Genomic DNA, 25679 nt, shown 5'->3' on the forward strand with positions numbered 1-25679 from the left:
ACCACCTGCAATCACGATAAAACAGCTCTAAATCAATACTTTCAGAAGATTCCCACAAATAAATCTGACCACTCGATCAACAAAACCCGTTTGTAGGACGATCCCCACAAATAGGTTTGGTGGTAAGCTCGCCGCCCATGAATACCTACAGCTCCCGCCCCGTTGTCCTCTGTCTCTCCGGCCACGACCCCAGTGGCGGCGCCGGCTTGCAGGCAGATATCGAAGCCTTGATCGCCCAAGGCTGTCACGCCGCACCTGCGGTGACCGCCCTGACCGTCCAGGATACCGTCAACGTTTCCGACTTCCGCGTACTCGACCGCGAGTGGGTGCTGGCCCAGGCCAACGCCGTGCTGGCCGACTCCACGGTGGCCGCCGTCAAGCTGGGCATGCTCGGTTCGATCGACATGGTCGACACCGTCGCCGAACTGCTGGCTGCCCACCCGCACCTGCCGTTGGTCTGCGACCCGGTGCTGCGTGCCGGCGGCGGTGGCCGCCTGGGCAAGGACGAGGTCGGCTATGCCGTGCGCGAGCGCCTGCTGCCGCTGGCGACCATCGCCACGCCCAACCTGCCGGAAGCGCGCATTCTGGCCGAACTGCCGGAAGGCACGGCTGACGAGTGTGCCGAGAAACTGTTGCCGTTCTGTAGACACCTGCTGATTACCGGCGGTCACGGCGACGAAGACGAAATCCACAACCGCCTGTACAGCCGCGACGGCCAGTCCCATACCTGGACCTGCCAGCGCCTGCCTGGCAGCTATCATGGCTCGGGCTGCACCCTGGCCAGTGCCCTGGCTGGCCGACTGGCCCTCGGCGAACAGCTGCAAAGCGCTGTACGCAGCGCCCTGGACTACACCTGGCGGACCCTGCGTGACGCCGAGCAACTGGGCCGCGGCCAGTTCGTACCACGCCGTCTGCCCCTGGACTTCTGCTCCTGATACGAGGCTTTCAGATGAAGCTACGCGGTCTGTATGCAATCACCGACAGCCAGCTGCTCGCCGGCCGTTTCCTGTCTCATGTCGAAGCGGCGCTGGAGGGCGGCGTGTGCCTGCTGCAGTACCGCGACAAGAGTGACGACGCGGCCCGCCGCTTGCGTGAAGCCGAAGCATTGATGCGCCTGTGCGAGCGCTACGATACCCAACTGATCATCAACGATGATGCCGAACTGGCCGCCCGCCTGGGCGTGGGTGTACACCTGGGCCAGACCGACGGCCCACTCACCCCGGCCCGCGCCCTGCTCGGTCGCAACGCCATCATCGGCTCGACCTGCCACGCCCAGCTCGACCTGGCCCGGCAGGCCGCCAGCGAAGGCGCCAGCTACGTGGCCTTCGGGCGGTTTTTCAACTCCGTGACCAAGCCGGGCGCGCCGGCCGCCAGCCTCGACCTGCTGGAGCAGGCCCGCGCCCAGGTCAAGCTGCCGATCGCCGTGATCGGCGGCGTCACCCTCGACAACGCTGCCCCGTTGGTCGCCCATGGCGCCGACCTGCTGGCAGTGATCCACGGCTTGTTTGGTACCGATAGCGCGCCGGAAGTCACCCGCCGCGCCCGTGCCTTCAATGCCCTGTTCGCTTCCTGATTTCGAGAGAAGATCCCATGTCCCGTTCCGAATCCCTGTTCGCCCAAGCCCAGAAGCACATCCCGGGCGGCGTCAACTCGCCGGTCCGCGCGTTCAAGAGCGTTGGCGGCACGCCCCTGTTCTTCAAGCATGCCGAAGGCGCTTATGTCGTTGACGAAGATGACAAGCGCTACGTCGACTACGTCGGCTCCTGGGGCCCGATGATCCTCGGCCACGGCCACCCTGAAGTACTCGACGCGGTGCGTAACCAGCTGCAGCACGGCCTGTCCTATGGCGCACCGACGGCCATGGAGACCGAGATGGCCGACCTGGTCTGCTCGCTCGTGCCATCGATGGAGATGGTGCGCATGGTCAGCTCCGGCACCGAAGCCACCATGAGCGCCATCCGCCTGGCCCGTGGCTACACCGGCCGCGACGCCATCATCAAGTTCGAAGGCTGCTACCACGGCCACTCCGACAGCCTGCTGGTCAAGGCAGGCTCGGGCCTGCTGACCCAAGGCGTGCCAAGCTCGGCGGGCGTACCGGCGGACTTCGCCAAACACACCCTGACCCTGCCGTTCAACGACATTGCCGCGGTCGAGAAGACCCTGGCCGACGTCGGCCAGAGCGTGGCCTGCATCATCGTCGAGCCGGTCGCCGGCAACATGAACTGCGTACCGCCCGCGCCAGGCTTCCTCGAAGGCCTGCGTGAGCAGTGCGACAAGCACGGTGTGGTGTTGATCTTCGACGAGGTGATGACCGGCTTCCGCGTCTCGCTGGGCGGCGCCCAAGGCCACTATGGCATCACCCCTGACCTGTCGACCTTCGGCAAGATCGTCGGCGGCGGCATGCCCGTCGGCTGCTTCGGCGGCAAGCGCGAGATCATGGGCTGCATCGCCCCGCTCGGCCCGGTCTACCAGGCCGGCACCCTGTCGGGCAACCCGCTGGCCATGGCCGCCGGCCTGACCACGCTGAAGCTGATCAGCCGCCCTGGGTTCCACGCCGAGCTGACCGACTTCACCAGCCGCATGCTCGACGGCCTGCAGCAACGCGCCGATGCCGCTGGCGTGCCGTTCGTCACCACGCAGGCGGGTGCCATGTTCGGCCTGTACTTCAGTGGCGCCGACGACATCGTCACCTTCGACGACGTGATGGCCAGCGATGCAGACCGCTTCAAGCGCTTCTTCCACCTGATGCTCGAAGGTGGCGTGTACCTGGCGCCGAGTGCGTTCGAGGCCGGCTTCACCTCCATCGCCCACGGTGACAAAGAGCTGCAGATCACCCTGGATGCGGCTGAGCGAGCGTTCGCGAAACTCAAGTAAGTGGCATTGCCTGCACCCACCAGGCGGCGGGTGCAGGCGCAAAAAAGCCCGAGACAATCAGCCAACTCCCCCACCCATGCAGAAATTCGAGTAAAACTTTGTAAGGTTGGCGTTGCTTATCCCATAATGTGCCACCAGAGACATTGGCCGCAGCTTTGCAGAGGTAAGTCGATCCCCATGAACCGCACCGGCCGCGCCCTGACCCTGGGCTGCCTGTTGCTTCTTCAGTCCCTGCTGGCCCTGGCGGAGGGCGGTAACTCGTTGCTGATTCCAGCGACGGGCCGCTGCACCCTGAATGTTCAGCCAGAAGACCTCGCCAATGCCCTAAAGGCTTGCGAGCAGACGGCGACGACGGGGGATGCCCAGGCGCAGTTCGAACTGGGCGAGTACTACTACACCCAGACGCCAAAAGACCTGAACAAGGCGCTGAACTGGTTCCAGAAGGCCTCGCTGCAAGGCCACGCCCAGGCGCAATATCGCCTTGGCGCCATGTTCTACCGGGGCGAAGGGGTCAAGGCCAACAACGTGCAGGCCTACATTCTGCTGAAAATGGCGGCAGTCAACGGTGCCGAGGATGCGCTGGATATGGCCGACGAAGTCACCGAACAGATGCCCCGCGACGAACTGGAGCATGCCACCCAGGTGCTCGGCCAGATCTTCCGCAAGTACCTGCTCGAACTGCAGAACGCCGAAGGCCGCACGCCGTTCTCGCCACTGCCCTGAACCGCCCTACTTCTCCGGCATCGGCATGGGGAACGGCATCACGTTGCCGCCGCCCTTGGCTTCGCTGATCTTCGCCGTGCCCAGGCGCTCGACCTCATCGATGCGCACGATCGAATGCATCGGCACAAAGCTGCGGATCACACCTTCGAACTGGCTCTTGAGTTTTTCCTCGCTGGGGTCGACCACCACCTGAGTGCGCTCGCCGAAGACGAACTCTTCGATTTCCAGAAAGCCCCACAGGTCGCTCTGGAAGATCTGCTTGGCATACATCTCGAAGACCTGCCCCTGGTTGAGGAAGATCACTTTATAGATGGCGGGTTCGCGTTTGCTCATGTTTGGCGGGATAACCCATGTGTAAGAAAAGGCGCGCATCATAGCAGTGCCGGCCGCTTCGCAGGCAAGCCCACGATGGGCCGGCACAGGCCGCAAGACCCTTGATCGTTTCAGTGCTTTCGCCACTGCCATTCAAGGGTTATTCTTGAGCTCACATCCATTGCCGTCGGGCGGCTAAAAACGACCTTGAACGCACCCATAGAACCCCATCGTTTCATCCTCGAACCTTTCGAGGCCCACCGTTTCGCCAACTTGTGCGGCCAGTTCGACGAGCACCTGCGCCTGATCGAACAACGCTTGGCCATCGAGATCCGCAACCGCGGCAATCAGTTCGAACTGATCGGCGAGCCCAAGACCACTTCCGCTGCTGAACAGCTGCTGCGCCGCCTCTATCGCGAGGCCAAGGCCACTGACCTGTCGCCGGAAACCGTCCATCTGTACCTGCAGGAGTCGACCGTCGAGAACATCGACAACCCGGCGGTCAACGAGGTCAGCGTCTCGTTGCGCACGCGCAAGGGCAATATTCGCCCGCGCGGCGTCAACCAGCAGCGCTACGTCAAGGAAATCCTGGCCAACGACATCAACTTCGGCGTTGGCCCGGCCGGTACTGGCAAGACTTACCTGGCCGTGGCCTGCGCCGTGGATGCCCTGGAGCGCGAACAGGTGCGCCGCATCCTGCTGGTGCGCCCGGCGGTCGAGGCGGGCGAGAAGCTCGGCTTCCTGCCCGGCGACCTGGCACAGAAGATCGACCCGTACCTGCGCCCGCTGTATGACGCGCTCTACGAAATGCTGGGCTTCGAGCACGTGGCCAAGCTGATCGAGCGCCAGGTGATCGAGATCGCCCCGCTGGCCTACATGCGTGGCCGCACCCTGAACAACAGCTTCATCATCCTCGACGAGAGCCAGAACACCACGCTTGAGCAGATGAAGATGTTCCTTACCCGCATCGGCTTCGGCTCGACTGCGGTGATCACCGGTGACATCACCCAGGTCGACCTGCCGCGTGGCACCAAGTCGGGCCTGGCGCATGTGATCGACGTGCTCAGGGACGTTCCGGGTATCAGCTTTACCCATTTCCAACCCAAAGATGTGGTTCGTCACCCACTGGTGCAACGCATCGTCGAGGCCTACGACCGCTTCGAAGGCCGTCAGGCCCAGCTAGAGGCACCCGGCAAAGATGCTTGAACTCGACCTGCAACGGGCCACGGACGCCGCCGCCCCTGATGATGCCGCCTTCCGTCGCTGGTGCGAGCTGGCCCTTCGCCAGCGCACAGCCGACTCGGAAATGACCATTCGCCTGGTCGATGAAACCGAAGGCCGCGAGCTGAACCACACCTACCGGCACAAGGACTACGCGACCAACGTGTTGTCGTTTCCCGCCGACGTGCCCGATGACCTGCTCGATATCCCATTGCTGGGCGACCTGGTGATCTGCGTGGCGGTGGTCGAGCGCGAAGCCGCCGAACAGGGCAAGGCCCTGGAGGCGCATTGGGCGCACTTGGTAATACACGGCTGCCTGCATCTGCTCGGTTACGACCACATCGACGATGAAGAAGCCGAGGAAATGGAAGCCCTGGAACGAGAATTGCTGGCAGAACTGGGCCACCCGGACCCCTATGCCGACGACGAAACCGATTCAATCACACACTGACACTGCAAGGATCACGAGTAACCGCCATGAGCGAAGATCGATCGAGCAACGGGCAAAAGTCCTGGTTGGGTAAACTGACCCAGGCTTTTGCCCATGAGCCGAAAAACCGCCAGGAGCTCCTTGAGCTGCTGCGCGAAGCCCATCAGAACAAGCTGCTCGACAGCGAAGCGCTGACCATCGTCGAAGGCGCCATCCAGGTCGCTGACCTGCAAGTGCGCGACATCATGGTGCCGCGCTCGCAAATGATCAGCATCAAGGCCAGCCAGTCGCCTCGCGAGTTCCTGCCGGCGGTGATCGACGCCGCGCACTCGCGCTACCCGGTGATCGGCGAAAGCCACGACGATGTGCTGGGCATCCTGCTCGCCAAGGACCTGCTGCCGCTGATCCTCAAGGAGAACGGCGACAGTTTCAACATCAAGGACCTGCTGCGCCCGGCTACCTTCGTGCCCGAGTCCAAGCGCCTGAACGTGCTGCTGCGCGAGTTCCGTGCCAACCATAACCACATGGCCGTGGTCATCGACGAATACGGCGGTGTGGCGGGCCTGGTGACCATCGAAGACGTACTGGAACAGATCGTCGGCGACATCGAAGACGAGCATGACGTCGAGGAAGACAGCTACATCAAGCCGCTGCCCAGCGGCGACTTCCTGGTCAAGGCACTGACGCCGATCGAGAACTTCAACGAGTTCTTCGACAGCAGCTTCTCCGATGACGAATTCGACACCGTTGGCGGCCTGGTGATGAGCGCATTCGGGCACCTGCCCAAGCGCAACGAAACCACCGAGATCGGCGCCTACAAGTTCCGCATTCTCAATGCCGACAGCCGGCGGGTACACTTGCTGCGCCTGACACCGATCACCCGCTAAGGACAATCATGCGTTGGATCACCCGCCCCGGCTGGCCCGGTAACCTGCTGGCCATGGCGGCCGGCGCTTCCACCCTCCTGGCCCTGGCGCCATTCGACATCTGGCCGCTGGCCCTTTTGTCCATCGCCCTGCTCTACCTTGGCCTGCGCGAGCTCAGCCCGCGCCAGGCCATGGGCCGTGGCTGGTGCTTCGGTTTCGGCCTGTACGGCGCCGGCACCTGGTGGATCTACGTCAGCATGACCACCTACGGCGGCGCCTCGCCGCTGCTGGCGATCCTGCTGCTGTTGGCGTTCTTCGCCGCCCTGGCCTGGTTCTTCGCCCTGCCCGCGTGGCTGTGGGCGCGCTGGCTGCGGCGCAATGAGGCGCCACTGGCTGATGCCTTGTGCTTCGCGGCCCTGTGGCTGCTGCAGGAGGCCTTCCGCGGCTGGTTCCTCACCGGCTTCCCTTGGCTTTATGCCGGCTACAGCCAGCTCGACGGCCCGCTGGCGGGCCTTGCCCCGCTGGGGGGTGTATGGCTGATCTCGTTCACCCTGGCGCTTAGCGCCGCGTTGCTGTGCAACTTGCCCCGCCTGCGTGCCCGGCCCTCGTTCCTGGCCGTCGCCGGCGTGCTGCTGCTGGCCCCCTGGCTACTGGGCATGGCACTCAAGGGCCACGCCTGGACCAAGCCTGCCGGCGAGCCGCTGAAGGTGGCCGCCATCCAAGGCAACGTCGCGCAGGACCTGAAGTGGGACCCGGCCCACATCGACGCCCAGCTGGCGCTGTACCGTGACATGAGCTTCACCTCAAAGCCGGTAGACCTGCTGATCTGGCCCGAAACTGCGGTACCGGTGCTCAAGGACCAGGCCCAGGGCTACATCGACGTGATGGGGCGCTTTGCCGCCGAGCGCCATTCGGCGCTGATCACCGGCGTGCCGGTGCGTGAGGTGGTGCACCACCAGCGCCGCTACTACAACGGCATTACCGTAACCGGCGAAGGTGACGGCACCTACCTCAAGCAGAAGCTGGTGCCCTTCGGCGAGTACGTGCCCTTGCAGGACATGCTGCGCGGCGTGATCGAGTTCTTCAACCTGCCCATGTCGGACTTCGCCCGGGGCCCGGAAGACCAGCCGTTGCTGCAGGCCAAGGGTTATCAGGTCGCACCGTACATCTGCTATGAAGTGGTCTACCCCGAGTTTGCCGCCAGCCTGGCAGCGCGCAGCGACCTGCTGCTGACGATCAGCAACGACACCTGGTTCGGCACCTCGATCGGCCCGCTGCAGCACCTGCAGATGGCACAGATGCGCGCACTGGAAGCCGGCCGCTGGATGATCCGCGCCACCAACAACGGTGTGACCGCGCTGATCGACCCGTTTGGGCGCATTACCACACAGATCCCGCAGTTCCAGCCGGCGGTGCTGTATGGCGAGGTGGTGCCGATGCAGCAGCTGACGCCTTATCTGCAGTGGCGTTCGTGGCCGCTGGCGATTGTCTGTGTGCTGTTGCTCGGGTGGGCGTTGCTGGCAGGGCGGATTGCCAAGACTGTTTGACTGCGCCCTCCTTAATGACCGGCGCAGTCTTGTAGGAGCGGCCTTGCGTCGCGAAAGGGCTGCGTAGCGGCCCCAGGTTCTGTGGCGCAAAGAAGATCGCTGGGGCTGCTGCGCACCCCTTCCGCGACGCAAGGCCGCTCCTACAAAGACCAAGCACCTCCGAGATCAGTAGAACAACCGATACCCCACCAACCCCACCGCTTCATTAAGCAACTGCCCGCTCTGCCACATCGCCCGGCTTTCCGGCAGCAACCCGGCAAACGGGCGGGCATGCTCGCGCCCGAGGAAGCCCATCGGCGCCGGCACCACGTCGAACCCTGCCTGCTCGAAGCTCCAGCGCGAACGCTGCATATGCCAGGCCTGCGTCACCACGACCACCCGGCGAATACCCAGCGGCTGCAGCATGTCCGCCGTGAACCGGGCATTTTCCCAGGTGGTGCGGCTGGCCTGCTCTTGCCATTTCACCTCAACCGCAAAATCCTCACGCAAGCGATCGGCCATCAACCGCGCTTCACTGGGCGGCGTGCCATAGTGCAAGCCACCACTGGTCAGCACCGGCAAACCCGAGGCCTTGGCCAACCGTGCGGCAAAGCGCATGCGCTCAAGGGCCGTTGCAGTGGGCTGGTCATCGCCACCCCAGGCCGGGTCACCGCGCTCGCGCCCTGCGCCCAGCACGACAATGGCATCCGCCCTGCCCGCAAGGCCCGCCCATTCGCTGACCGCCAGCGGCGGCTCGGTCTCCAGCAGGCGCGCCGATTCCTGCACGGCAAGCGGCAAGCTCATCAGCCACAAACTGCCAAGGCCCACGGCGAAGCACAGCCCGGCCAGCCGTGGGCGCCGCTTGCGCAGCCACCACGCCGCCAACAGCAGCAGCAAGAGGACGCCAGGCGGCATCAGCCATTGTTTGATGAAGAATCGGATCGGCATCGGCCACACCTCCATGGAAGGTGTGCAGCCTAAGAGGATCGACGCCGGGCAACAAGTGTGCGGCCGGCGACGATCGTGAGAAGTGTATTGAAGAACCGGCGCGCGATGGCCTGCGGCTGGCGTCCTGAACGGCTAACGATGTGGCAGCGTCCTGGATCTCGCCGTGCTGGCGGGGCGTTTCTTGTCCTTGAGCCAGATGATCTTGGCCGATGTCGGCTCCGCTTGCGGGTAACTGCCGGCACAGGCATTTTGGCGCTCCGGGAGGGTGTCCAGGTACGCCTTGATCACTTCGAACTCTGCGTGGCTAAGGCCACGCAACTCCAGCTCGGCTGGCATCTCGTCGCGCAATCTTACCGATGTCCTGGCAACTTCCAGCGCCAGGCCAAGGCGGTCGATCAGGCGTTCGTAAAGCTCCGGTTTGATTGCGGGTAGCTGCGTCTCTCCCATCCGTTCACCTCATTGAAGGTCAGAATATCTCCCCCCACACCTGAGCTTAGCGTCACTCTAAAAAGCAGCCGTTTGCCGCGACCAGCGGCCATTAGCAATCAAGGTTTCCCACGATGCGCGGCGCTGCTGTATGCTACGGCGTTCACTCTAAACGACACCGGAGTACCGGTTGCAGCGAGGTTCCGCTGCCTGGAACAAGGTCTCTTCTCTCTCAGCCAAAAGTAGCCATGCACGAACAATACACGCCCCGTGATATCGAAGCCGCCGCCCAGAACTTCTGGGACGAGCAACAATCGTTCGCTGTTACCGAACAGCCAGGCAAAGACACTTACTATTGCCTATCGATGTTCCCGTACCCGAGCGGCAAGCTACACATGGGCCACGTGCGCAACTACACCATCGGTGACGTGATTGCCCGCTACCAGCGCATGCTGGGCAAAAACGTCCTGCAGCCGATGGGCTGGGACGCCTTCGGCATGCCCGCGGAAAACGCGGCGATGAAAAACAACGTCGCCCCGGCCAAGTGGACCTACGAAAACATCGACTACATGAAGACCCAGCTCAAGAGCCTGGGCCTGGCCATCGACTGGGCACGTGAAGTCACCACCTGCAAGCCGGACTACTACCGCTGGGAACAGTGGCTGTTCACCCGCCTGTTCGAAAAGGGCGTCATCTACCGCAAGAACGGTACCGTCAACTGGGACCCGGCCGACCAGACCGTGCTCGCCAACGAGCAGGTCATCGACGGCCGCGGCTGGCGTTCGGGCGCGCTGATCGAAAAGCGCGAAATCCCGATGTACTACTTCCGCATCACCGACTATGCAGACGAGCTGCTGGAAAGCCTCGACGAGTTGCCGGGCTGGCCTGAACAGGTCAAGACCATGCAGCGCAACTGGATCGGCAAGTCGCGCGGCATGGAAGTGCAGTTCCCGTTCGACCAGGCCAGCATCGGCCACGAAGGCACCCTCAAGGTCTTCACCACCCGCCCCGACACACTGATGGGCGCCACCTACGTCGCAGTCGCCGCCGAACACCCGCTGGCCACCCAGGCCGCCCAGGGCAACCCGGCGCTGCAGGCGTTCATCGACGCGTGCAAGAGCGGTAGCGTCGCCGAGGCCGACATGGCCACCCAGGAGAAGAAGGGCATGCCCACTTCCCTGTTCGTCGACCACCCGCTGACCGGCGAGAAGCTGCCGGTGTGGGTCGCCAACTACGTATTGATGCATTACGGCGATGGCGCGGTGATGGCCGTGCCGGCCCACGACGAGCGCGACTTCGAGTTCGCCCACAAGTACAACCTGCCGGTCAAGGCCGTGGTGCGCACCAGCGCTGGCGATGACGTCGGCAACGAGTGGCTGGCCGCCTATGGCGAGCATGGCCAGCTGATCAACTCCGGCGAGTTCGACGGCCTGGACTTCGCCGGCGCCTTCGACGCCATCGAGGCCGCCCTGATCCGCAAGGACCTCGGCAAGTCGCGTACCCAGTTCCGCCTGCGCGACTGGGGCATCAGCCGTCAGCGCTACTGGGGCTGCCCGATCCCGATCATCCACTGCCCGTCCTGCGGCGACGTGCCGGTACCGGAAGACCAGCTGCCGGTCACCCTGCCGGAGAACGTGGTACCGGACGGCGCCGGCTCGCCACTGGCGCGCCTGCCAGAATTCTACGAATGCACCTGCCCGAAATGCGGCACTGCGGCCAAGCGCGAAACCGACACCATGGACACCTTCGTCGAGTCGTCCTGGTACTTCGCCCGCTACGCCTCGCCAAACTACGATCAGGGCCTGGTCGACCCGAAAGCGGCCAACCACTGGCTGCCGGTCGACCAGTACATCGGCGGCATCGAGCACGCGATCCTGCACCTGCTGTACGCGCGCTTCTTCCACAAGCTGATGCGTGACGAAGGCCTGGTCACGTCGAACGAGCCGTTCAAGAACCTGCTGACCCAAGGCATGGTGGTCGCCGAGACTTACTACCGCGTCGCCAGCAACGGTGGCAAGGACTGGTTCAACCCGGCCGACGTCGAAATCGAGCGTGACGCCAAGGCCAAGATCATTGGTGCGCGCCTGAAGACCGACGGCCTGCCGGTGGAAATCGGCGGCACCGAGAAGATGTCGAAGTCGAAGAACAACGGCGTCGACCCGCAATCAATGATCGAAGCCTACGGCGCCGACACTTGCCGCCTGTTCATGATGTTCGCCTCGCCACCTGACATGAGCCTGGAGTGGTCCGACTCCGGCGTCGAAGGTGCAAGCCGCTTCCTGCGCCGTGTCTGGCGCCTGGCCCAGGGCCACGTCAACCAGGGCCTGCCGGGCACGCTGGATGTCGCCGCGCTGGACGACGCGCAAAAAACCATCCGTCGCGCCATCCATGCCGCCATCAAGCAGGCCAGCACCGACGTGGGCCAGTACCACAAGTTCAACACCGCCATCGCCCAGGTGATGACCGTGATGAACGTGCTGGAAAAGGCCCCGCAAGCCACCGAACAGGACCGCGCCCTGCTGCAGGAAGGCCTGGAAGCCGTGACGCTGCTGCTGGCACCGATCACCCCGCACATCTCCCACGAGCTGTGGAAGGCGCTGGGCCACGACCAGGCGGTCATCGATGCTGGCTGGCCAGCGGTCGACGAGAGCGCGCTGGTGCAGGACAGCATCGTCCTGGTGGTACAGGTCAACGGCAAGCTGCGTGGCCAGGTCGAAATGCCGGCCGCCGCCAGCCGCGAGGAAATCGAAGCCGCCGCCCGCAGCAACGAGAATGTCCTGCGCTTCATCGATGGCCTGACCATCCGCAAGGTCATCGTGGTGCCGGGCAAGCTGGTCAACATCGTCGCCAATTGATGGCACGCCCGCCCGCAGCCACTGCGGGCGGGCGGTACAGGCCCAAGAGGGAGCAACAACATGATCAAACGCAATCTGCTGGTAATCGGCCTGGCCGTTTTGCTCAGCGCCTGCGGTTTCCAGCTGCGCGGCACTGGCTCTACCGAGCTGAGTGTCAAGGAGATGGACGTCAGTGCACGTAATGCCTATGGCGAAACCGTGACCGAACTGCGCCAGGTGCTGGAGCGCAGCGGCGTCAACGTGCACGCCGGCGCACCGTACCGCCTGGTCCTGACCAACGAGCAGGAAAACCAGCGCGCCGCGACCTACAGCGGTGGCAGCCGCTCGGCCGAGTACGAGCTGACCACGGTGCTGAACTACAGCATCCAGGGCCTGAACAACCTGGAACTGCTCAGCGACAAGCTGGAAGTGCGCAAGATCTACGTGCGTGACGCCTCCAACATCACCGGTTCCGAGCAGGAAGCCAATCGGGCACGTGAAGAAATGCGCCGCGACCTGGTCAACGCCATGGTTGTACGCCTGCAAATGCTGACCCCGGCCCAACTGGACGAGCTGCAGGTCAAAGCCGACGAACGCGCCAAGGCCGAAGCCGACGCGCTGGAAGCGGCCCGCAGCCAGCAGGCTGAAACGCCGCAGCAGTCGCCACTGGAAGTTCCGGGCAACTGAGCCCGCGCGGGGCACCCCGGTGCCCCGCCTGTTTCCAATGAAACTCGCCCCCGCCCAACTCAACAAGCACCTGCAAGGCGCCCTGGCACCGGTCTACGTGGTCAGTGGCGACGACCCGTTGCTGTGCCAGGAAGCCGCCGACGCCATCCGTGGCGCCGCACGCCAGCAGGGTTTCGACGAACGCCAGGTGTTCAGCGCCGACGCCAATTTCGACTGGGGCACCCTGCTTCAGGCCGGTGCCAGCCTTTCCCTGTTCGCCCAGCGCCGCCTGCTGGAGCTGCGCCTGCCCTCTGGCAAACCCGGGGACAAGGGCGCCGCCGCGTTGATGGAATACTGCGCCAACCCGGCCGAGGACACGCTGCTGCTGATCAGCCTGCCCAAGCTCGACGGCAGCGCGCAGAAGACCAAATGGGGCAAGGCCCTGATCGAAGGCGCCCACTGCCAGTTCATCCAGGTCTGGCCGGTAGATGCCCACCAGCTACCCCAGTGGATCAACCAGCGGCTGTCACAGGCGGGCCTTTCGGCGCAGCGTGATGCGGTCGACCTGATTGCCGCACGCGTCGAAGGCAACCTGCTGGCCGCCGCCCAGGAAATCGAAAAGCTCAAGCTGCTGGCCGAGGGTAACCAGATCACCGTGGAGACCGTGCAGTCGGCAGTCGCCGACAGCGCCCGCTTCGATGTCTTCGGGCTGGTCGATGCCATTCTCAATGGCGAAGCCGCGCATGCCCTGCGCATGCTCGAAGGGCTGCGCGGTGAAGGCGTGGAGCCACCGGTGATTCTGTGGGCACTGGCCCGCGAGCTGCGGCAACTGGCCGGGCTGGCTCAGCAGTTCAGCCAGGGCGTACCGCTGGACAAAGCCTTCAGCCAAGCACGACCACCGGTGTGGGATAAACGCCGCCCGCTGGTCAGCAAAGCACTGCAGCGCCTTTCCGCGCAGCGTTGGGCCCAGCTGTTGCAGGATGCCCAACGTATCGATGCGCAGATCAAGGGGCAGGCCGAGGGGTCGCCTTGGACCGGGCTGGCGCGGCTTTCGTTGTTGATGGCGGGGCAGCGATTGGCGCTTCCTTCGCAATAGCCGGGCGCGCTGCGCGCGCCTTTCGCGACGCAAGGCCGCTCCTACGAGCGTCGCGTACTGCCACCCATAAACACAATCAATTGGCCCGTAGTAGCCCTGGGGCCTACAGTGCGCCCCGAAAGCCACCCATCGGGAACCTGCACCATGAGCAAAAAGCCGAAAAAGCACGGCCCCAACAAGGCCAAGTCGATCGTCGCCCAGCCCTTGTTCCGCTGCCGCCAGGAACAACCAGACAAGGGCAAAGGCAGCTACCGCCGCGAAGCCTTCCAATCGAGAGATTGGGAGGCTTCTTACTTTTTGGCCGCATGAAAGCATCGAAAGCGCAGGCATGGTATGGTCGGCACCTGACCTGAAATTCTGGATCTGTGCATGCTCTTCAGTCTTCTCCCCCGTTGGAAATCCCGCCAGCTGATCGCGGCCTCCAGCTTCATCCTGCTCGTCGCCTGCGCGGAAAAACCCACCGCCGCCGATGCCTTGCCGCTGGCCCCTGCCCAGCCCGCTCCAGTGGTGAACCTGCCCGGTGCAACGCCCGACGCCAGCACTGAGATCCAACCCCTGCAAACCTTCGCGCAATGGCAGGCTGGCTTCCGCCAACAAGCGCTGCAGGCCGGTATTTCGCCGAACACCTTCGACCGTGCATTCATCGGTGTTACCCCCGACCTGGACGTGATCAAGGCCGACCGCAGCCAGCCTGAGTTCAGCCGGCCGGTGTGGGAGTACCTTGAAGGCGCCCTGTCGCCACTGCGTGTGCGCAACGGCAAGAAACTGCTGGAGCAGAATGCAGAGCTGCTGACCCGCCTCGAACAGCGCTATGGCGTGGATCGCCAGGTGCTGGTTTCGGTCTGGGGCATGGAAAGCAACTTCGGCCAGTTCCAGGGCAGCAAGTCGGTCATTCGCTCGCTGGCGACCCTGGCCTACGAAGGCCGCCGCCCGCAGTTCGCCCAGGATCAACTGATTGCCGCCCTGCAGATCCTGCAGAACGGTGACATCCAGCCGGAGGCCATGCGCGGTTCGTGGGCCGGTGCAATGGGCCAGACCCAGTTCATTCCGACTACCTACAACACCCATGCGGTGGATTTCGACGGCGATGGCCGCCGGGACATCTGGAACAGCACCCCGGACGCCCTGGCCTCGACCGCGCACTACCTGCAAAGCTCCGGCTGGAAGCGTGGCCAACCCTGGGGCTTTGAAGTGCAGGTGCCGGCAGGTTTCGACTTCTGGCTGGCCGATGGTTCGCTGCGCAAGCCGGTGAGCGAGTGGCTGCAACTGGGCGTGACACTGCCAGCCGGCACCCAACTGCCCGCCAACAGCAATCAGCTGTCCGCCGCCCTGCTGCTGCCTGCGGGCGCTCGCGGTCCGGCGTTCCTGGTACTGGACAACTTCCGCGCGATCCTCAAGTACAACAACTCATCGTCCTATGCCCTGGCAGTGAGCCTGTTGGGTGATCGGTTCTCAGGCTGGGGGTTCATTGCCGGCAGCTGGCCGAAAGAGGACCTGCCCCTGAGCCGCAGCGAACGCATGGAGCTGCAGCACCTGCTCAATGCCAGCGGGCATGACGCGGGCAATGCCGACGGCATCATTGGCGCCAATACCCGCAAGGCCATTCGCACCGCCCAGCAGGGGTTGGGTTGGCCGGCGGATGGGTATCCGACGCACAAGCTGCTTGAGAGCTTGCGTCAGCGTTGAGGCAGTTGGGGCTGCGGCGCAGCCCCATCAAGCCCTGAACAGATCCTGCTGCAACACCAGGCTCATCTTCTCGCTGTCCAGCACCACCTCGGCTCCCAGCGGCAAGCACACATTCGGGTCACAGTGCCCACTGCGCCACCCGGCCAGCACCGGCACACCCAGCGGCCCGAAAATGTCCTGCAGCAACGGCGTCATAGCCGCCACGGTAATACCGGCGAAATCCCCCACCAGCACCCCCTTCACCCCCGCAAGCTTGCCCGCCAGGCGTAACTGGGTCAGCAAACGGTCGACGCGAAACAGCGGCTCGTTGACGTCTTCGATGAACAAGATGCAGCCCTGGGTATCGATCTGGGCCACAGTGCCCAGGGTCGCACCCAGCATCGACAGGTTGCCGCCCAACAAACGCCCGCTGGCAACACCCGGCACCACGCAGCTCAGGGCAAAGTCTGCCGGATGAGCGATCGCATCCCCCGCCCCTACCCGCCCCATCAACTGGGCCACCAGCGACGACTCGGTCGGTTGCTGCTTGGCGCCTAGCAGGTCGGCATTGAGCATCGCCCCATGGAAGGTAATCAACCCGGTCTTGCGGTAGATGGCCGTGTGCAGCGCGGTGATGTCGCTGTAGCCGATCAGCGGCTTGGGATTACGCCGAATGAGCTCAAAATCGAGCCTATCGAGCAAACGCATGCTGCCGTAACCCCCGCGCATGCACACAATCGCATCGATGGCTGGATCGGCGAAGGCATCGTGAAGGTCCTGCAGCCTTTGCTGATCAGTACCTGCAAGGTAACCCTGGGCCTCTTCCACACCCGGGTAGATACGGCAACGGTAGCCACGCCCGGCAAACCATTGGCTGGCCTTTTGCGCATCCAGCCGTGCCGGACCGGCCGGGGCGACGATGGCAAAGCAGGCATTGCCTGGCAGTGCAACAGGCAGGCGTGACTCGGTGCGTTCAGTGCAGTACATCGTGCAACTCCTTGCAGGTATAGGGCCGCCCAAATCTAAATACGCAAGGCTTTCCAACACAGTAGGAAAAAAGCCTAAACAAAAATGCCGATGCCGCCTTTCGGCGCGCATCGGCATGTGTGGCTCAGACCAGGCTCAGAGCTTGATCTTGGCTTCGTGAGCCTGCTGGTCGGCATGGTACGAAGAACGCACCAGCGGGCCGGAGGCGACGTTCTTGAAGCCCATCTTGTAGCCTTCCTCGGCGAACCAGGCGAAGGTGTCGGGGTGCACGAAACGCTGCACCGGCAAGTGGCTGCGCGAGGGCTGCAGGTACTGGCCGAGGGTCAGCATGTCGATCTCATGCTCGCGCATGCGCTGCATCACTTCGATGACTTCTTCGTCGGTCTCGCCCAGGCCAAGCATCAGGCCCGATTTGGTCGGCACGTGCGGCACCATCTGCTTGAACTTCTGCAGCAGGTCCAGCGACCAGTCGTAGTCCGAACCGGGACGCGCTGCCTTGTATAGGCGCGGTACGGTTTCCAGGTTGTGGTTGAACACATCCGGCGGCTCTTGCGCGGTGATCTGCAGGGCGACATCCATACGGCCACGGTAGTCCGGGACCAACGTTTCCAGCTGCACGCCCGGCGACAAGGCGCGGATCTCGCGAATGCAGTCGGCGAAGTGTTGGGCACCACCGTCACGCAGGTCGTCGCGGTCCACCGAGGTGATCACCACGTACTTCAGGCGCAGGTCGGCGATGGCGACCGCGAGGTTTTTCGGCTCATCGACGTCCAGTGCCTTCGGTCGGCCGTGGCCAACGTCGCAGAATGGGCAACGACGGGTGCAGATGTCACCCATGATCATGAAGGTCGCGGTACCGCCAGAGAAGCACTCGCCCAGGTTCGGGCAGGAGGCCTCTTCGCAGACGCTGTGCAGCTTGTGCTTGCGCAGCAGTTGCTTGATGCGGTCTACCTCGGGCGAAACCGGGATGCGCACACGGATCCAGTCAGGCTTCTTCGGCAGCTCATCGGTGGGGATGATCTTCACCGGGATGCGCGCCACCTTGTCGGCGCCACGCAGTTTGACCCCAGCTTCCACCTTCTTCGGCGCAGTGCGCGGGGTGGCATCCAGGGTAGGTATCAGGTTCGGCACGGCTTCTTGCACAGTTGTCATATTCAGTCGATTCCGCCCGTGAGGGTCGTCTGCTCAGCGTAGTCGAGGTGCTTGACCAGCTGTCCGCGCAGCCTTGTCCTGACCTCGTTGAGTTCGATCGGGCCTGCCTGATCGCGTAGCTGGGTCATGGCCAGCCCCGCATAGCCGCAGGGGTTGATTCGGCGGAATGGCGCAAGGTCCATGTCCACGTTCAGGGCAAGGCCGTGGAAAGAACGGCCGTTGCGGATTCGCAGGCCGAGGGAGGCGATCTTCGCTCCATCGACATAGACACCCGGGGCGTCGGGCTTGGCCGCGGCCTGGACATCGTAACTGGCAAGCAGGTCGATCAGCGCCTGCTCGATGCGGCTGACCAGCTCACGTACACCAAACCCCAGCCGCCGTACATCCAGCAGCAGGTAAGCCACCAACTGCCCGGGGCCGTGATAGGTCACCTGGCCACCGCGGTCGGTCTGTACCACCGGGATATCGCCCGGGATCAGCAGGTGCTCGGCCTTGCCAGCCTGGCCCTGGGTAAAGACCGAAGGGTGTTCGACCAGCCAGATTTCGTCCTGGCTGTCGGGCCCACGCTGCTCGGTAAAGCGACGCATGGCTTCCAGCACCGGTTCATAGGGCTGCAGGCCGAGATCGCGAAAACCGAGACAGGCGGACATCAGAGCACCATTTTCACGATGCCGGTAGCACGCAGGGCGCTATTGATATCGTGCAACTGATCCTCGCTGGTGGCAACGATGTGCAGTTGCACCGTGGTGTACTTGCCTTCCTTGCTCTGGCGCTCGGCCAAGGTCTGCATGTCGACCTCAGCATATTTCTTCAAGATCTCGATGACCGTGTCCTTGAAATTGACCACGGTGTCACCGATCACCTTGATCGGGTAATCGGCGCAGGGGAATTCGATCTTGTGCGACTTGACGTCAGGTTCGCTCATGGCGGAAACGGCCTCGTAAGCCGTGGCAACAACAACGCTCCCGCATGAACAGCGGGAGCGTGGCAGGTCACGTTATCAGTTGAACAACCCGTAGAAGAATAGACGGATGCTATCCCACATACGGCGGAAGAAACCACCTTCCTCGACGCCATCGAGGGCGATCAGGTCGGCGCTGTGAACCACGTTCTCGTCCAGTTTGACTTCCACTTTGCCGATCACGTCACCTTTGGCGATCGGCGCGGTGAGCTGCGGGTTCATGGTCATCGAAGCTTGCAAGCGCTTCAATTGGCCTTTAGGCATAGTCATGGTCAGGTCGTTGGCCAGGCCCGCCTTGACTTGGCTGGTGGCGCCCTTCCAGACCGGGGCCTGGGTCAGCTCGGTGCCCTTCTGGTAGAAGGTCTGGGTTTCGAAGAAGCGGAAGCCGTAGGTCAGCAGCTTCTGGGTTTCGGCGGCACGGGACTGCTCGCTGTTGGTGCCGAACACCACGGCGATCAGGCGCTGGCCGTCACGTACGGCCGAAGCCACCATGCAGTAACCGGCTTCGTCGGTGTGGCCGGTCTTCAGGCCATCGACGGTCTTGTCGCGCCACAGCAGCAGGTTGCGGTTGGGCTGCTTGATGTTGTTCCAGAAGAACTCTTTCTGCGAGTAGATCGCATAGTGGGCAGGGTCGACGTCGATGATCGCACGCGCCAGCAGGGCCATGTCATGCGCCGAGGAGTAGTGCTCCGTGTTCGGCAGGCCGGTCGGGTTCATGAAGTGGCTGTTGGACATGCCGAGGTCGGCGGCTGTCTTGTTCATCATGTCGGCGAAGGCGTCTTCGCTGCCGGCGATGTGCTCGGCCAGGGCGACCGAAGCATCGTTACCCGACTGGATGATGATGCCGTGCAGCAGGTCGCTGACCGTGACCTGGCTGCCGACCTTGATGAACATGCGCGAACCGCCGGTACGCCAGGCGTTTTCGCTGACGGTAACCGGATCGTTTTCACCGATCTGGCCACGGCGAATGTCCAGGGTGGCGATGTAGGCGGTCATCAGCTTGGTCAGGCTGGCCGGTGGCAGGCGTTCGTCACCGTTGTTCTCGACCAGCACGTTGCCGCTGGACGCGTCCATGAGTACGTAGGACTTGGCTGCCAGTTGCGGTGGTGCCGGCATCATTTGCTCTGCCGCGAAAGCAGCAGGCGTGATCATCAGCAGTACGGGCAGGCAAAGTCGTTTGGCAAGGTTGGTGATGTTCATCCGTCTCTCGAAAATCGCTAATGGTCTGAGATGTTCCCTGGGCCACGTCGTGTACCCAGCGCCAGTCAGTCTAGTTTTAAGGCCTTGGGCCGTGCCCACGAAGTGCGGCTTTATGTCGCTGCGGGCAAAAACGGCCATTGTACATGCGCGCGCCCGGCAATTCATGACAAAACCGACAGTTTGGTGTAGCCCGCTTCGCGGGTAAACCGCTTGGGTTTACCCGCGAAGAAGCCGACTCGGTCAGTCAGCTGTGACCAGCTTGGCCTGCCCCAAGTTCGCCAGGCGAATGCTGTCTTGCGCCTGCTGGATCTCACCTTGGCTGCCGATCGGCCCCAGACGCACGCGGTGCAGCGTCTGCTGGTTACGCACGATGGAGCTGATGAACACCGGTGCGCTGACCATGGTGCTCAGCTTAGAACGCAGCAACTCGGCGGCGTCCGGGTTGGCGAAGGCGCCCACCTGCAGGAAGCTGCCGCCGTTGCCCGCCGGCACATTGTTGCCGCCGACTTGCACGGGCACGACAGGCGCCGCGTGCTGCTGCGGTGGCGGGGTCCACTGCTCGACGCGGCCGGTGCTGGCCGGGATCGACTGGGTCTGCGCGACCTGAGGCTCCTTCAGCACCAACGGTGGCTGTTGGCCACGCTGGGCCCACCATTGTTGCGGGTCGATGCCTTCGACGCGCACATGCGCGGTGCCGATTTCGGCGTAGCCGAGCTTTTTCGCCGCTGCGTACGACAAGTCGATGATGCGGTCGGAATAGAACGGGCCACGGTCGTTGACCCGCAGGACCACGCTGCGGCCGTTGGCCAGGTTGGTCACCCGCACATAGGCCGGCAGCGGCAAGGTCTTGTGCGCGGCGCTCATGCCGTACAGGTCATAGAGCTCGCCGTTGGCGGTGTTCTGCCCGTGGAACTTGGTGCCATACCACGACGCGGTACCCTCGGCGCGGTAGTTGCGCGATTCCTGCATCGGGTAGTAGGTCTTGCCCAGCACCGTGTACGGGTTGGCCTTGTAGTTGCCGGTGTGCACCGTCGGCGTGGCGTCGGGGATCTTGTTCACATCCACGTCCCACCACGGCGCACCGTCCTTGTGGGCACGGTTGATGTCCAGCCCGGGCTGCGTGCGCACGGTGTTACCGCTGCTTTGCGGGGTCGGGCGGCTGGAAGAACAGCTGGCCAGGGCCACGCCGACGGCGAGGCAGGTCAGCAGCTTGAAAGCGTTGGTAGAGATCATTGCGCGCATTACTTGACGCCCCGTGCTTGGACCAGCTGTTCCGAAAGCTGATGCACCGCCATGGCATACATCACGCTGCGGTTGTAGCGAGTGATCGCGTAGAAGTTCTTCAGGCCCATCCAGTACTCGGGGCCGTTTTCGCCCTCCAGGCGGAAGGCGGTAACCGGCAGATCATCGCGCAGCGCATCATGACTTGACCAGCCCAGCGCCCGCAACTCCCCGACCGTCTTCACCGGCTCGATACCGGTGGTCAGGCCTTCGTCGGCACGCTCGCCCTGCACCATGGCACGACTGACCACGCCCTCGCCGGCCACCCAGCCATGGCGCTTGAAGTAGCTGGCGACACTGCCGATGGCATCGTCCGGGTTGTTCCAGATATTGATGTGACCATCGCCGTCGAAGTCCACGGCATAGTTGCGGAAACTGCTCGGCATGAACTGCGGCAGGCCCATGGCACCGGCGTAGGAACCCTTGAGCGTGAGCGGGTCAAGCTGCTCTTCGCGGGCCAGCAGCAGGAACTCGCGCAACTCCTTGCGGAAGAATTCGGCCCGCGGCGGGTAGTCGAAGCCCAGCGTCGACAGGGCGTCGATCACCCGGTAATTGCCGGTATTGCGGCCAAAGAAGGTCTCTACGCCGATGATCGAGACGATGACTTGCGCCGGCACCCCGTATTCCTGCTCGGCACGGGCCAGCACCGCTTCGTGCTGGCGCCAGAAGTCCACACCGCGGGCGATGCGCGCGTCGGTGATGAACATCGGCCGGTAGTCCTTCCACGGTTTGACCCGTTCGGCCGGCCGCGAGATGGCATCGAGGATCGACTGCTTACGCTGCACTTCGCGGAACACGCCGGTCAACTGCTCACTGGCAAAGCCATAGTCACGGGCCATTTCGCCAACGAACTCGGCCACCTGGGGCGAGCCATCGTAGTCGCCCGCATGGGCCAGCTGGACAGCGCCGAACAGGCCCACCGCACCGATCCACGGCGTACAACGGGCAGCCCAGTTACGCACTGCTTGCATTAAATTCTTCACCTTATTCAAACCTGTGCGATCCATTTGCGGTGCGTATGGATCGACATCAGAACGCCAAACGCTGACAGCAGCGTCACCAACGAAGTTCCGCCATAGCTGATGAAGGGCAGCGGCACGCCCACCACGGGCAGAAGGCCGCTGACCATACCGATATTGACGAACACGTATACAAAGAAAGTCATCGTCAGGCTGCCCGCCAGCAGCTTGCCGAACAGGGTCTGCGCCTGGGCCGTGATCATCAGCCCGCGGCCGATCAGCAGCAGGTAGACGATCAGCAGCAGGCAGATGCCGACCAGGCCGAACTCCTCACCCAGCACCGCAATGATGAAGTCGGTGTGGCTCTCGGGCAAAAAGTCCAAGTGCGACTGGGTGCCCAGCAGCCAGCCCTTGCCAAAGACGCCGCCCGAGCCGATCGCGGCCTTGGACTGGATGATGTTCCAGCCGGTGCCCAGCGGGTCGCTTTCCGGGTCGAGGAAGGTCAGCACGCGCTGCTTCTGGTAGTCGTGCATGACGAAGAACCACATGGCCACCGCCACTGGCACCGCGGCGGCCACCACGCTGACGATCCAGCGCCAGCGCAGCCCCCCCATGAACAGCACGAAGGCACCGGAGGCGAGAATCAGCAGCGCCGTGCCCAGGTCAGGCTGGCGAACGATCAGAATGAACGGCACGCCGATCAGCACCAGGCTGATCGCCACATGCTTGAGGTGCGGCGGCAAGGTGCGCTTGGACAGGTACCAGGCGATGGTCGCCGGCATGATGATCTTCATGAACTCCGAGGGCTGGAAGCGGATCACCCCCGGGATGTTGATCCAGCGCGTCGCGCCCATTGCGTTGTGGCCCATGACGTCCACGACCACCAGCAACAGCACCCCCGTCAGGTACGCCAACGGCACCCAGCGCGCCATGAAACGCGGCTCCAGCTGGGCGATGACGAACATCGACACCAGGCCGATGCCGAACGAGGTGGCCTGCTTGAGCAGCAGGTCCCAGTTCTTGCCACTGGCCGAATAGAGCACGAACAGGCTGCCGGCCGCGAGGGCCAGCAAAATGACCAGTAACGGTCCGTCGATATGAATGCGCTGCAGAAAACTGGCGCGCCGACGCATCACATCCTCGCTGGAGAGCATGCGATCGAAATTGTTCATCACAGGGCCGATTCCTGAGTAACGGTGGCGGGAGCGAACTCGGTCTTGAGCCGACCGTGCTCGTCGAGCAACCAGGCGTCCATGATCTGGCGCACCACCGGTGCGGCGACGCCAGAGCCTGACTCACCGTTCTCGACCATCACCGAAATCACGATCTTCGGGTCATCGGCCGGTGCAAAGGCGACGAACAGGGCGTGGTCGCGGTGGCGTTCCTGAAGTTTGTTGCGGTCGTATTTTTCGCCTTGCTTGATCGCCACCACCTGGGCGGTACCGCTCTTGCCGGCGATACGGTACTGGGCGCCGACCGCAGCCTTGCGCGCGGTCCCCCGTGCGCCATGCATCACCTGCTCCATGCCATGGGTAACCTTGGCCCAGTCGGACTTGTCCCGCAGGATGATGTTTTCCATGGGGTTGTCGTCCACCGGTGGCTGGCCTTCGATGGTCTTGGCCAGGTGCGGGCGGTTCCACACGCCTTTGTTGGCGATCAACGCGGTGGCCTGGGCAAGCTGCAGCGGCGTGGCCTGCATGTAGCCCTGGCCGATACCGAGAATCAGGGTTTCGCCGGGGAACCAGGCCTGGCGGCGGGTGGCGCGTTTCCATTCACGCGACGGCATGAGCCCGGAGGACTCTTCGAACATGTCGAGGGACACTTTCTGGCCAATGCCGAACTTGTTCATGTAGGTGGACAGGCGGTCGATGCCCATCTTGTGGGCAAGGTCGTAGAAGTAGGTGTCGTTGGAGCGCATGATCGCGGTATCCAGGTCGACCCAGCCATCGCCAGAACGGTTCCAGTTACGGTACTTGTGATCGTAGTTGGGCAGTTGGTAATAGCCTGGGTCGAACACCCGACTGCCGGCATTGACAACGCCACTGTCCAGGCCGGCGATGGCCACCGCCGGCTTGATGGTCGAGCCGGGCGGGTACAGCCCGCGCAACACGCGGTTGAACAGCGGCCGGTCGATCGAATCACGCAGTTCGGCATAGGCCTTGAAGCTGATGCCGGTGACAAACAGGTTGGGGTCGAAGCTCGGCTGGCTGACCATTGCCAGCACCTCACCCGTGCGCGGATCGAGCGCAACTACTGCGCCGCGCCGGCCACCCAGGGCCGCCTCGGCGGCTTCCTGCAGCTTGATGTCCAGGCTCAGGACGATGTCCTTGCCCGGCTTCGGGTCGGTACGCTTGAGCACCCGGAGTACCCGGCCGCGGGCATTGGTCTCGACCTCTTCGTAACCGACCTGGCCGTGCAGGGCATCTTCGTAGAAGCGCTCGATACCGGTCTTGCCGATATGGTGCGTGCCGCTGTAATTCACCGGGTCCAGGGTTTTCAGCTCTTTCTCGTTGATGCGCCCGACATACCCCACCGAGTGCGCGAAGTGCGCACCCTGCGGATAGTGCCGCACCAACTGCGCGACCACTTCCACGCCCGGCAGGCGGAACTGGTTCACTGCCACACGGGCAATCTGCTCTTCGTTGAGCTCGAACAGGATGGGCACCGGCTCGAACGGCCGGCGGCCTTGGCGCATGCGTTTTTCGAAGAGGGCGCGGTCGTCCGCTGTCAGCTCCAGCACTTCGACGATGTTGTCCAGCACCACCTGCCAGTCCCCTGCGCGTTCACGGGTCATGGACAGGCTGAAGCTGGGCCGGTTATCGGCGATGATCACCCCGTTACGGTCGAAGATCAGCCCGCGGGTCGGCGGGATCGGCTGCACATGCACCCGGTTGTTCTCCGACAGCGTCGAGTGGTAGTCGTACTGGATGATCTGCAGGTAATACAGCCGCGCGATCAAGACGCAGATAAGCAGCATGATCGCCACCGCGCCGACCACGACGCGGTTACGCACCAGGCGGGCGTCTTTCTCGTGGTCCTTGAGACGGATCGGCTGCGACATCGGACTGCTTACAGGCTCATTTGTGGTAAGGGTGCCCGGACAACACGGTCCAGGCGCGGTAGATCTGCTCGCCGATGAGTATCCTTACCAACGGGTGCGGCAACGTCAGCGGCGACAGCGACCAGCGTTGCTCGGCGCGCGCGCAGACCTCAGGCGCCAGCCCTTCGGGGCCGCCAACCATCAAATTCACCGTGCGCGCATCCAGGCGCCAGCGGTCCAGCTCGGTCGCCAGTTGCTCGGTGCTCCAAGGCTTGCCATGGACCTCCAGGGTAACGATGCGTTCCCCAGGCTGCACCTTGCTCAGCATGGCCTCGCCCTCCTGACGGATCAGGCGAGCGACGTCGGCATTCTTGCCACGGGTATTCAGCGGGATTTCCACCAGCTCGAGCGACAGCTCCGGGGGCAGGCGCTTGGCATATTCATGCCAACCGTCCTCGACCCACTTGGGCATGCGCGAGCCGACCGCGATCAGGCGCAGACGCACGACGCTT

The 25679-nt window shown here is 63.5% G+C and carries 26 protein-coding genes; 13 read left to right on the forward strand and 13 right to left on the reverse strand.

From position 1 onward, the window contains the following. Positions 1-137: 137 nt before the first annotated feature. The 4 genes from HU770_RS24855 (at position 138) to HU770_RS24870 (ending at position 3597) form a co-directional block, all read left to right on the forward strand. Positions 138-935: a hydroxymethylpyrimidine/phosphomethylpyrimidine kinase gene (locus tag HU770_RS24855; protein WP_186666113.1), complete on the forward strand. Its 798-nt coding sequence runs from the start codon at positions 138-140 to the stop codon at positions 933-935. A 14-nt stretch (positions 936-949) separates the two neighbouring features. Further along, positions 950-1573 (forward strand): thiamine phosphate synthase, encoded by a 624-nt coding sequence (thiE, locus tag HU770_RS24860; protein ID WP_186652656.1) that lies wholly within the window; start codon positions 950-952, stop codon positions 1571-1573. Between the two features lie 17 nt (positions 1574-1590). Further along, entirely contained in the window at positions 1591-2874 is a 1284-nt protein-coding gene (gene hemL / locus HU770_RS24865; protein WP_186652658.1) for a glutamate-1-semialdehyde 2,1-aminomutase, read from the forward strand. Between the two features lie 177 nt (positions 2875-3051). After that, the gene (locus tag HU770_RS24870) at positions 3052-3597 is read left to right on the forward strand and encodes a tetratricopeptide repeat protein (protein ID WP_186666115.1); all 546 of its coding nucleotides are present in this window, start codon (positions 3052-3054) and stop codon (positions 3595-3597) included. A gap of 6 nt (positions 3598-3603) precedes the next feature. On the opposite strand, the gene HU770_RS24875 is transcribed toward HU770_RS24870, so the two are convergent. Next, on the reverse strand, positions 3604-3930 hold the full coding sequence (locus tag HU770_RS24875) for a DUF1820 family protein (RefSeq protein ID WP_033702578.1): 327 nt from the start codon (positions 3928-3930) through the stop codon (positions 3604-3606). 186 nt (positions 3931-4116) lie between these two features. On the opposite strand from HU770_RS24875, the gene HU770_RS24880 reads away from it, so the two are divergent. The 4 genes from HU770_RS24880 to lnt are packed head-to-tail and all read left to right on the forward strand — an operon-like array spanning position 4117 to position 7973. Continuing rightward, complete coding sequence (locus HU770_RS24880; protein ID WP_033701701.1) at positions 4117-5115, forward strand: PhoH family protein; 999 nt, start codon at positions 4117-4119, stop codon at positions 5113-5115. Further along, positions 5108-5581 (forward strand): rRNA maturation RNase YbeY, encoded by a 474-nt coding sequence (ybeY, locus tag HU770_RS24885; protein WP_047582393.1) that lies wholly within the window; start codon positions 5108-5110, stop codon positions 5579-5581. Before HU770_RS24880 ends, ybeY begins: the two co-directional genes overlap by 8 nt. 26 nt (positions 5582-5607) lie before the next feature. Then, positions 5608-6447 (forward strand): HlyC/CorC family transporter, encoded by an 840-nt coding sequence (locus HU770_RS24890; RefSeq protein ID WP_033701704.1) that lies wholly within the window; start codon positions 5608-5610, stop codon positions 6445-6447. Between the two features lie 8 nt (positions 6448-6455). Beyond that, positions 6456-7973, forward strand: coding sequence for an apolipoprotein N-acyltransferase (lnt, locus tag HU770_RS24895; protein WP_186652660.1), 1518 nt, complete (start codon positions 6456-6458; stop codon positions 7971-7973). Between the two features lie 165 nt (positions 7974-8138). On the opposite strand, the gene HU770_RS24900 is transcribed toward lnt, so the two are convergent. Then, positions 8139-8900 (reverse strand): YdcF family protein, encoded by a 762-nt coding sequence (locus tag HU770_RS24900; protein ID WP_186652662.1) that lies wholly within the window; start codon positions 8898-8900, stop codon positions 8139-8141. Between the two features lie 132 nt (positions 8901-9032). After that, a complete protein-coding gene (locus HU770_RS24905) occupies positions 9033-9347 on the reverse strand; it encodes a hypothetical protein (RefSeq protein ID WP_047582388.1) in 315 nt (104 codons plus the stop codon). A 227-nt stretch (positions 9348-9574) separates the two neighbouring features. Between HU770_RS24905 and leuS the strand changes: the two genes are divergently transcribed. The 5 genes from leuS to HU770_RS24930 all read left to right on the forward strand — a co-directional run bounded on the left by leuS (position 9575) and on the right by HU770_RS24930 (position 15608). Further along, positions 9575-12181, forward strand: coding sequence for a leucine--tRNA ligase (gene leuS / locus HU770_RS24910; RefSeq protein WP_033701708.1), 2607 nt, complete (start codon positions 9575-9577; stop codon positions 12179-12181). Between the two features lie 60 nt (positions 12182-12241). After that, positions 12242-12847: an LPS assembly lipoprotein LptE gene (gene lptE / locus HU770_RS24915; RefSeq protein ID WP_033701709.1), complete on the forward strand. Its 606-nt coding sequence runs from the start codon at positions 12242-12244 to the stop codon at positions 12845-12847. Positions 12848-12884: 37 nt separating this feature from the next. Further along, the gene (holA, locus tag HU770_RS24920) at positions 12885-13922 is read left to right on the forward strand and encodes a DNA polymerase III subunit delta (protein ID WP_186666117.1); all 1038 of its coding nucleotides are present in this window, start codon (positions 12885-12887) and stop codon (positions 13920-13922) included. 144 nt (positions 13923-14066) lie between these two features. Next, positions 14067-14231 (forward strand): alternative ribosome rescue factor ArfA, encoded by a 165-nt coding sequence (gene arfA / locus HU770_RS24925; protein ID WP_016501800.1) that lies wholly within the window; start codon positions 14067-14069, stop codon positions 14229-14231. A gap of 60 nt (positions 14232-14291) precedes the next feature. Then, positions 14292-15608, forward strand: coding sequence for a lytic murein transglycosylase (locus HU770_RS24930; protein ID WP_186666119.1), 1317 nt, complete (start codon positions 14292-14294; stop codon positions 15606-15608). A gap of 27 nt (positions 15609-15635) precedes the next feature. On the opposite strand, the gene HU770_RS24935 is transcribed toward HU770_RS24930, so the two are convergent. From HU770_RS24935 to rlmH, 10 genes are all read right to left on the reverse strand, one after another. Then, positions 15636-16574, reverse strand: a complete 939-nt coding sequence (locus tag HU770_RS24935; RefSeq protein ID WP_186666121.1) for an LD-carboxypeptidase — start codon at positions 16572-16574, stop codon at positions 15636-15638. 135 nt (positions 16575-16709) lie between these two features. After that, the gene (lipA, locus tag HU770_RS24940) at positions 16710-17726 is read right to left on the reverse strand and encodes a lipoyl synthase (RefSeq protein ID WP_033701714.1); all 1017 of its coding nucleotides are present in this window, start codon (positions 17724-17726) and stop codon (positions 16710-16712) included. 2 nt (positions 17727-17728) lie between these two features. Further along, positions 17729-18376: a lipoyl(octanoyl) transferase LipB gene (gene lipB / locus HU770_RS24945; protein WP_033701715.1), complete on the reverse strand. Its 648-nt coding sequence runs from the start codon at positions 18374-18376 to the stop codon at positions 17729-17731. After that, positions 18376-18651 (reverse strand): DUF493 domain-containing protein, encoded by a 276-nt coding sequence (locus tag HU770_RS24950; RefSeq protein ID WP_033701716.1) that lies wholly within the window; start codon positions 18649-18651, stop codon positions 18376-18378. The genes lipB and HU770_RS24950 overlap by 1 nt, the downstream gene beginning before the upstream one ends. Positions 18652-18726: 75 nt before the next feature. After that, positions 18727-19887 carry a D-alanyl-D-alanine carboxypeptidase family protein gene (locus HU770_RS24955; protein WP_033701717.1) on the reverse strand — a complete coding sequence of 387 codons (1161 nt, stop codon included), beginning with the start codon at positions 19885-19887 and terminating at the stop codon, positions 18727-18729. A 240-nt stretch (positions 19888-20127) separates the two neighbouring features. Then, positions 20128-21129 (reverse strand): septal ring lytic transglycosylase RlpA family protein, encoded by a 1002-nt coding sequence (locus HU770_RS24960; protein ID WP_186652668.1) that lies wholly within the window; start codon positions 21127-21129, stop codon positions 20128-20130. Beyond that, positions 21129-22139, reverse strand: coding sequence for a lytic murein transglycosylase B (gene mltB / locus HU770_RS24965; protein ID WP_033701719.1), 1011 nt, complete (start codon positions 22137-22139; stop codon positions 21129-21131). Before mltB ends, HU770_RS24960 begins: the two co-directional genes overlap by 1 nt. A 17-nt stretch (positions 22140-22156) precedes the next feature. Beyond that, positions 22157-23260: a rod shape-determining protein RodA gene (gene rodA / locus HU770_RS24970; RefSeq protein WP_050506153.1), complete on the reverse strand. Its 1104-nt coding sequence runs from the start codon at positions 23258-23260 to the stop codon at positions 22157-22159. A gap of 38 nt (positions 23261-23298) precedes the next feature. Continuing rightward, positions 23299-25188 carry a penicillin-binding protein 2 gene (gene mrdA, locus HU770_RS24975; RefSeq protein ID WP_033701721.1) on the reverse strand — a complete coding sequence of 630 codons (1890 nt, stop codon included), beginning with the start codon at positions 25186-25188 and terminating at the stop codon, positions 23299-23301. 16 nt (positions 25189-25204) lie between these two features. Continuing rightward, the gene (gene rlmH, locus HU770_RS24980; RefSeq protein ID WP_023382530.1) at positions 25205-25672 is read right to left on the reverse strand and encodes a 23S rRNA (pseudouridine(1915)-N(3))-methyltransferase RlmH; all 468 of its coding nucleotides are present in this window, start codon (positions 25670-25672) and stop codon (positions 25205-25207) included. Positions 25673-25679: the final 7 nt, after the last annotated feature.

This window comes from Pseudomonas sp. SWRI68, assembly GCF_014269165.1.
GTDB lineage: Bacteria > Pseudomonadota > Gammaproteobacteria > Pseudomonadales > Pseudomonadaceae > Aquipseudomonas > Aquipseudomonas capeferrum.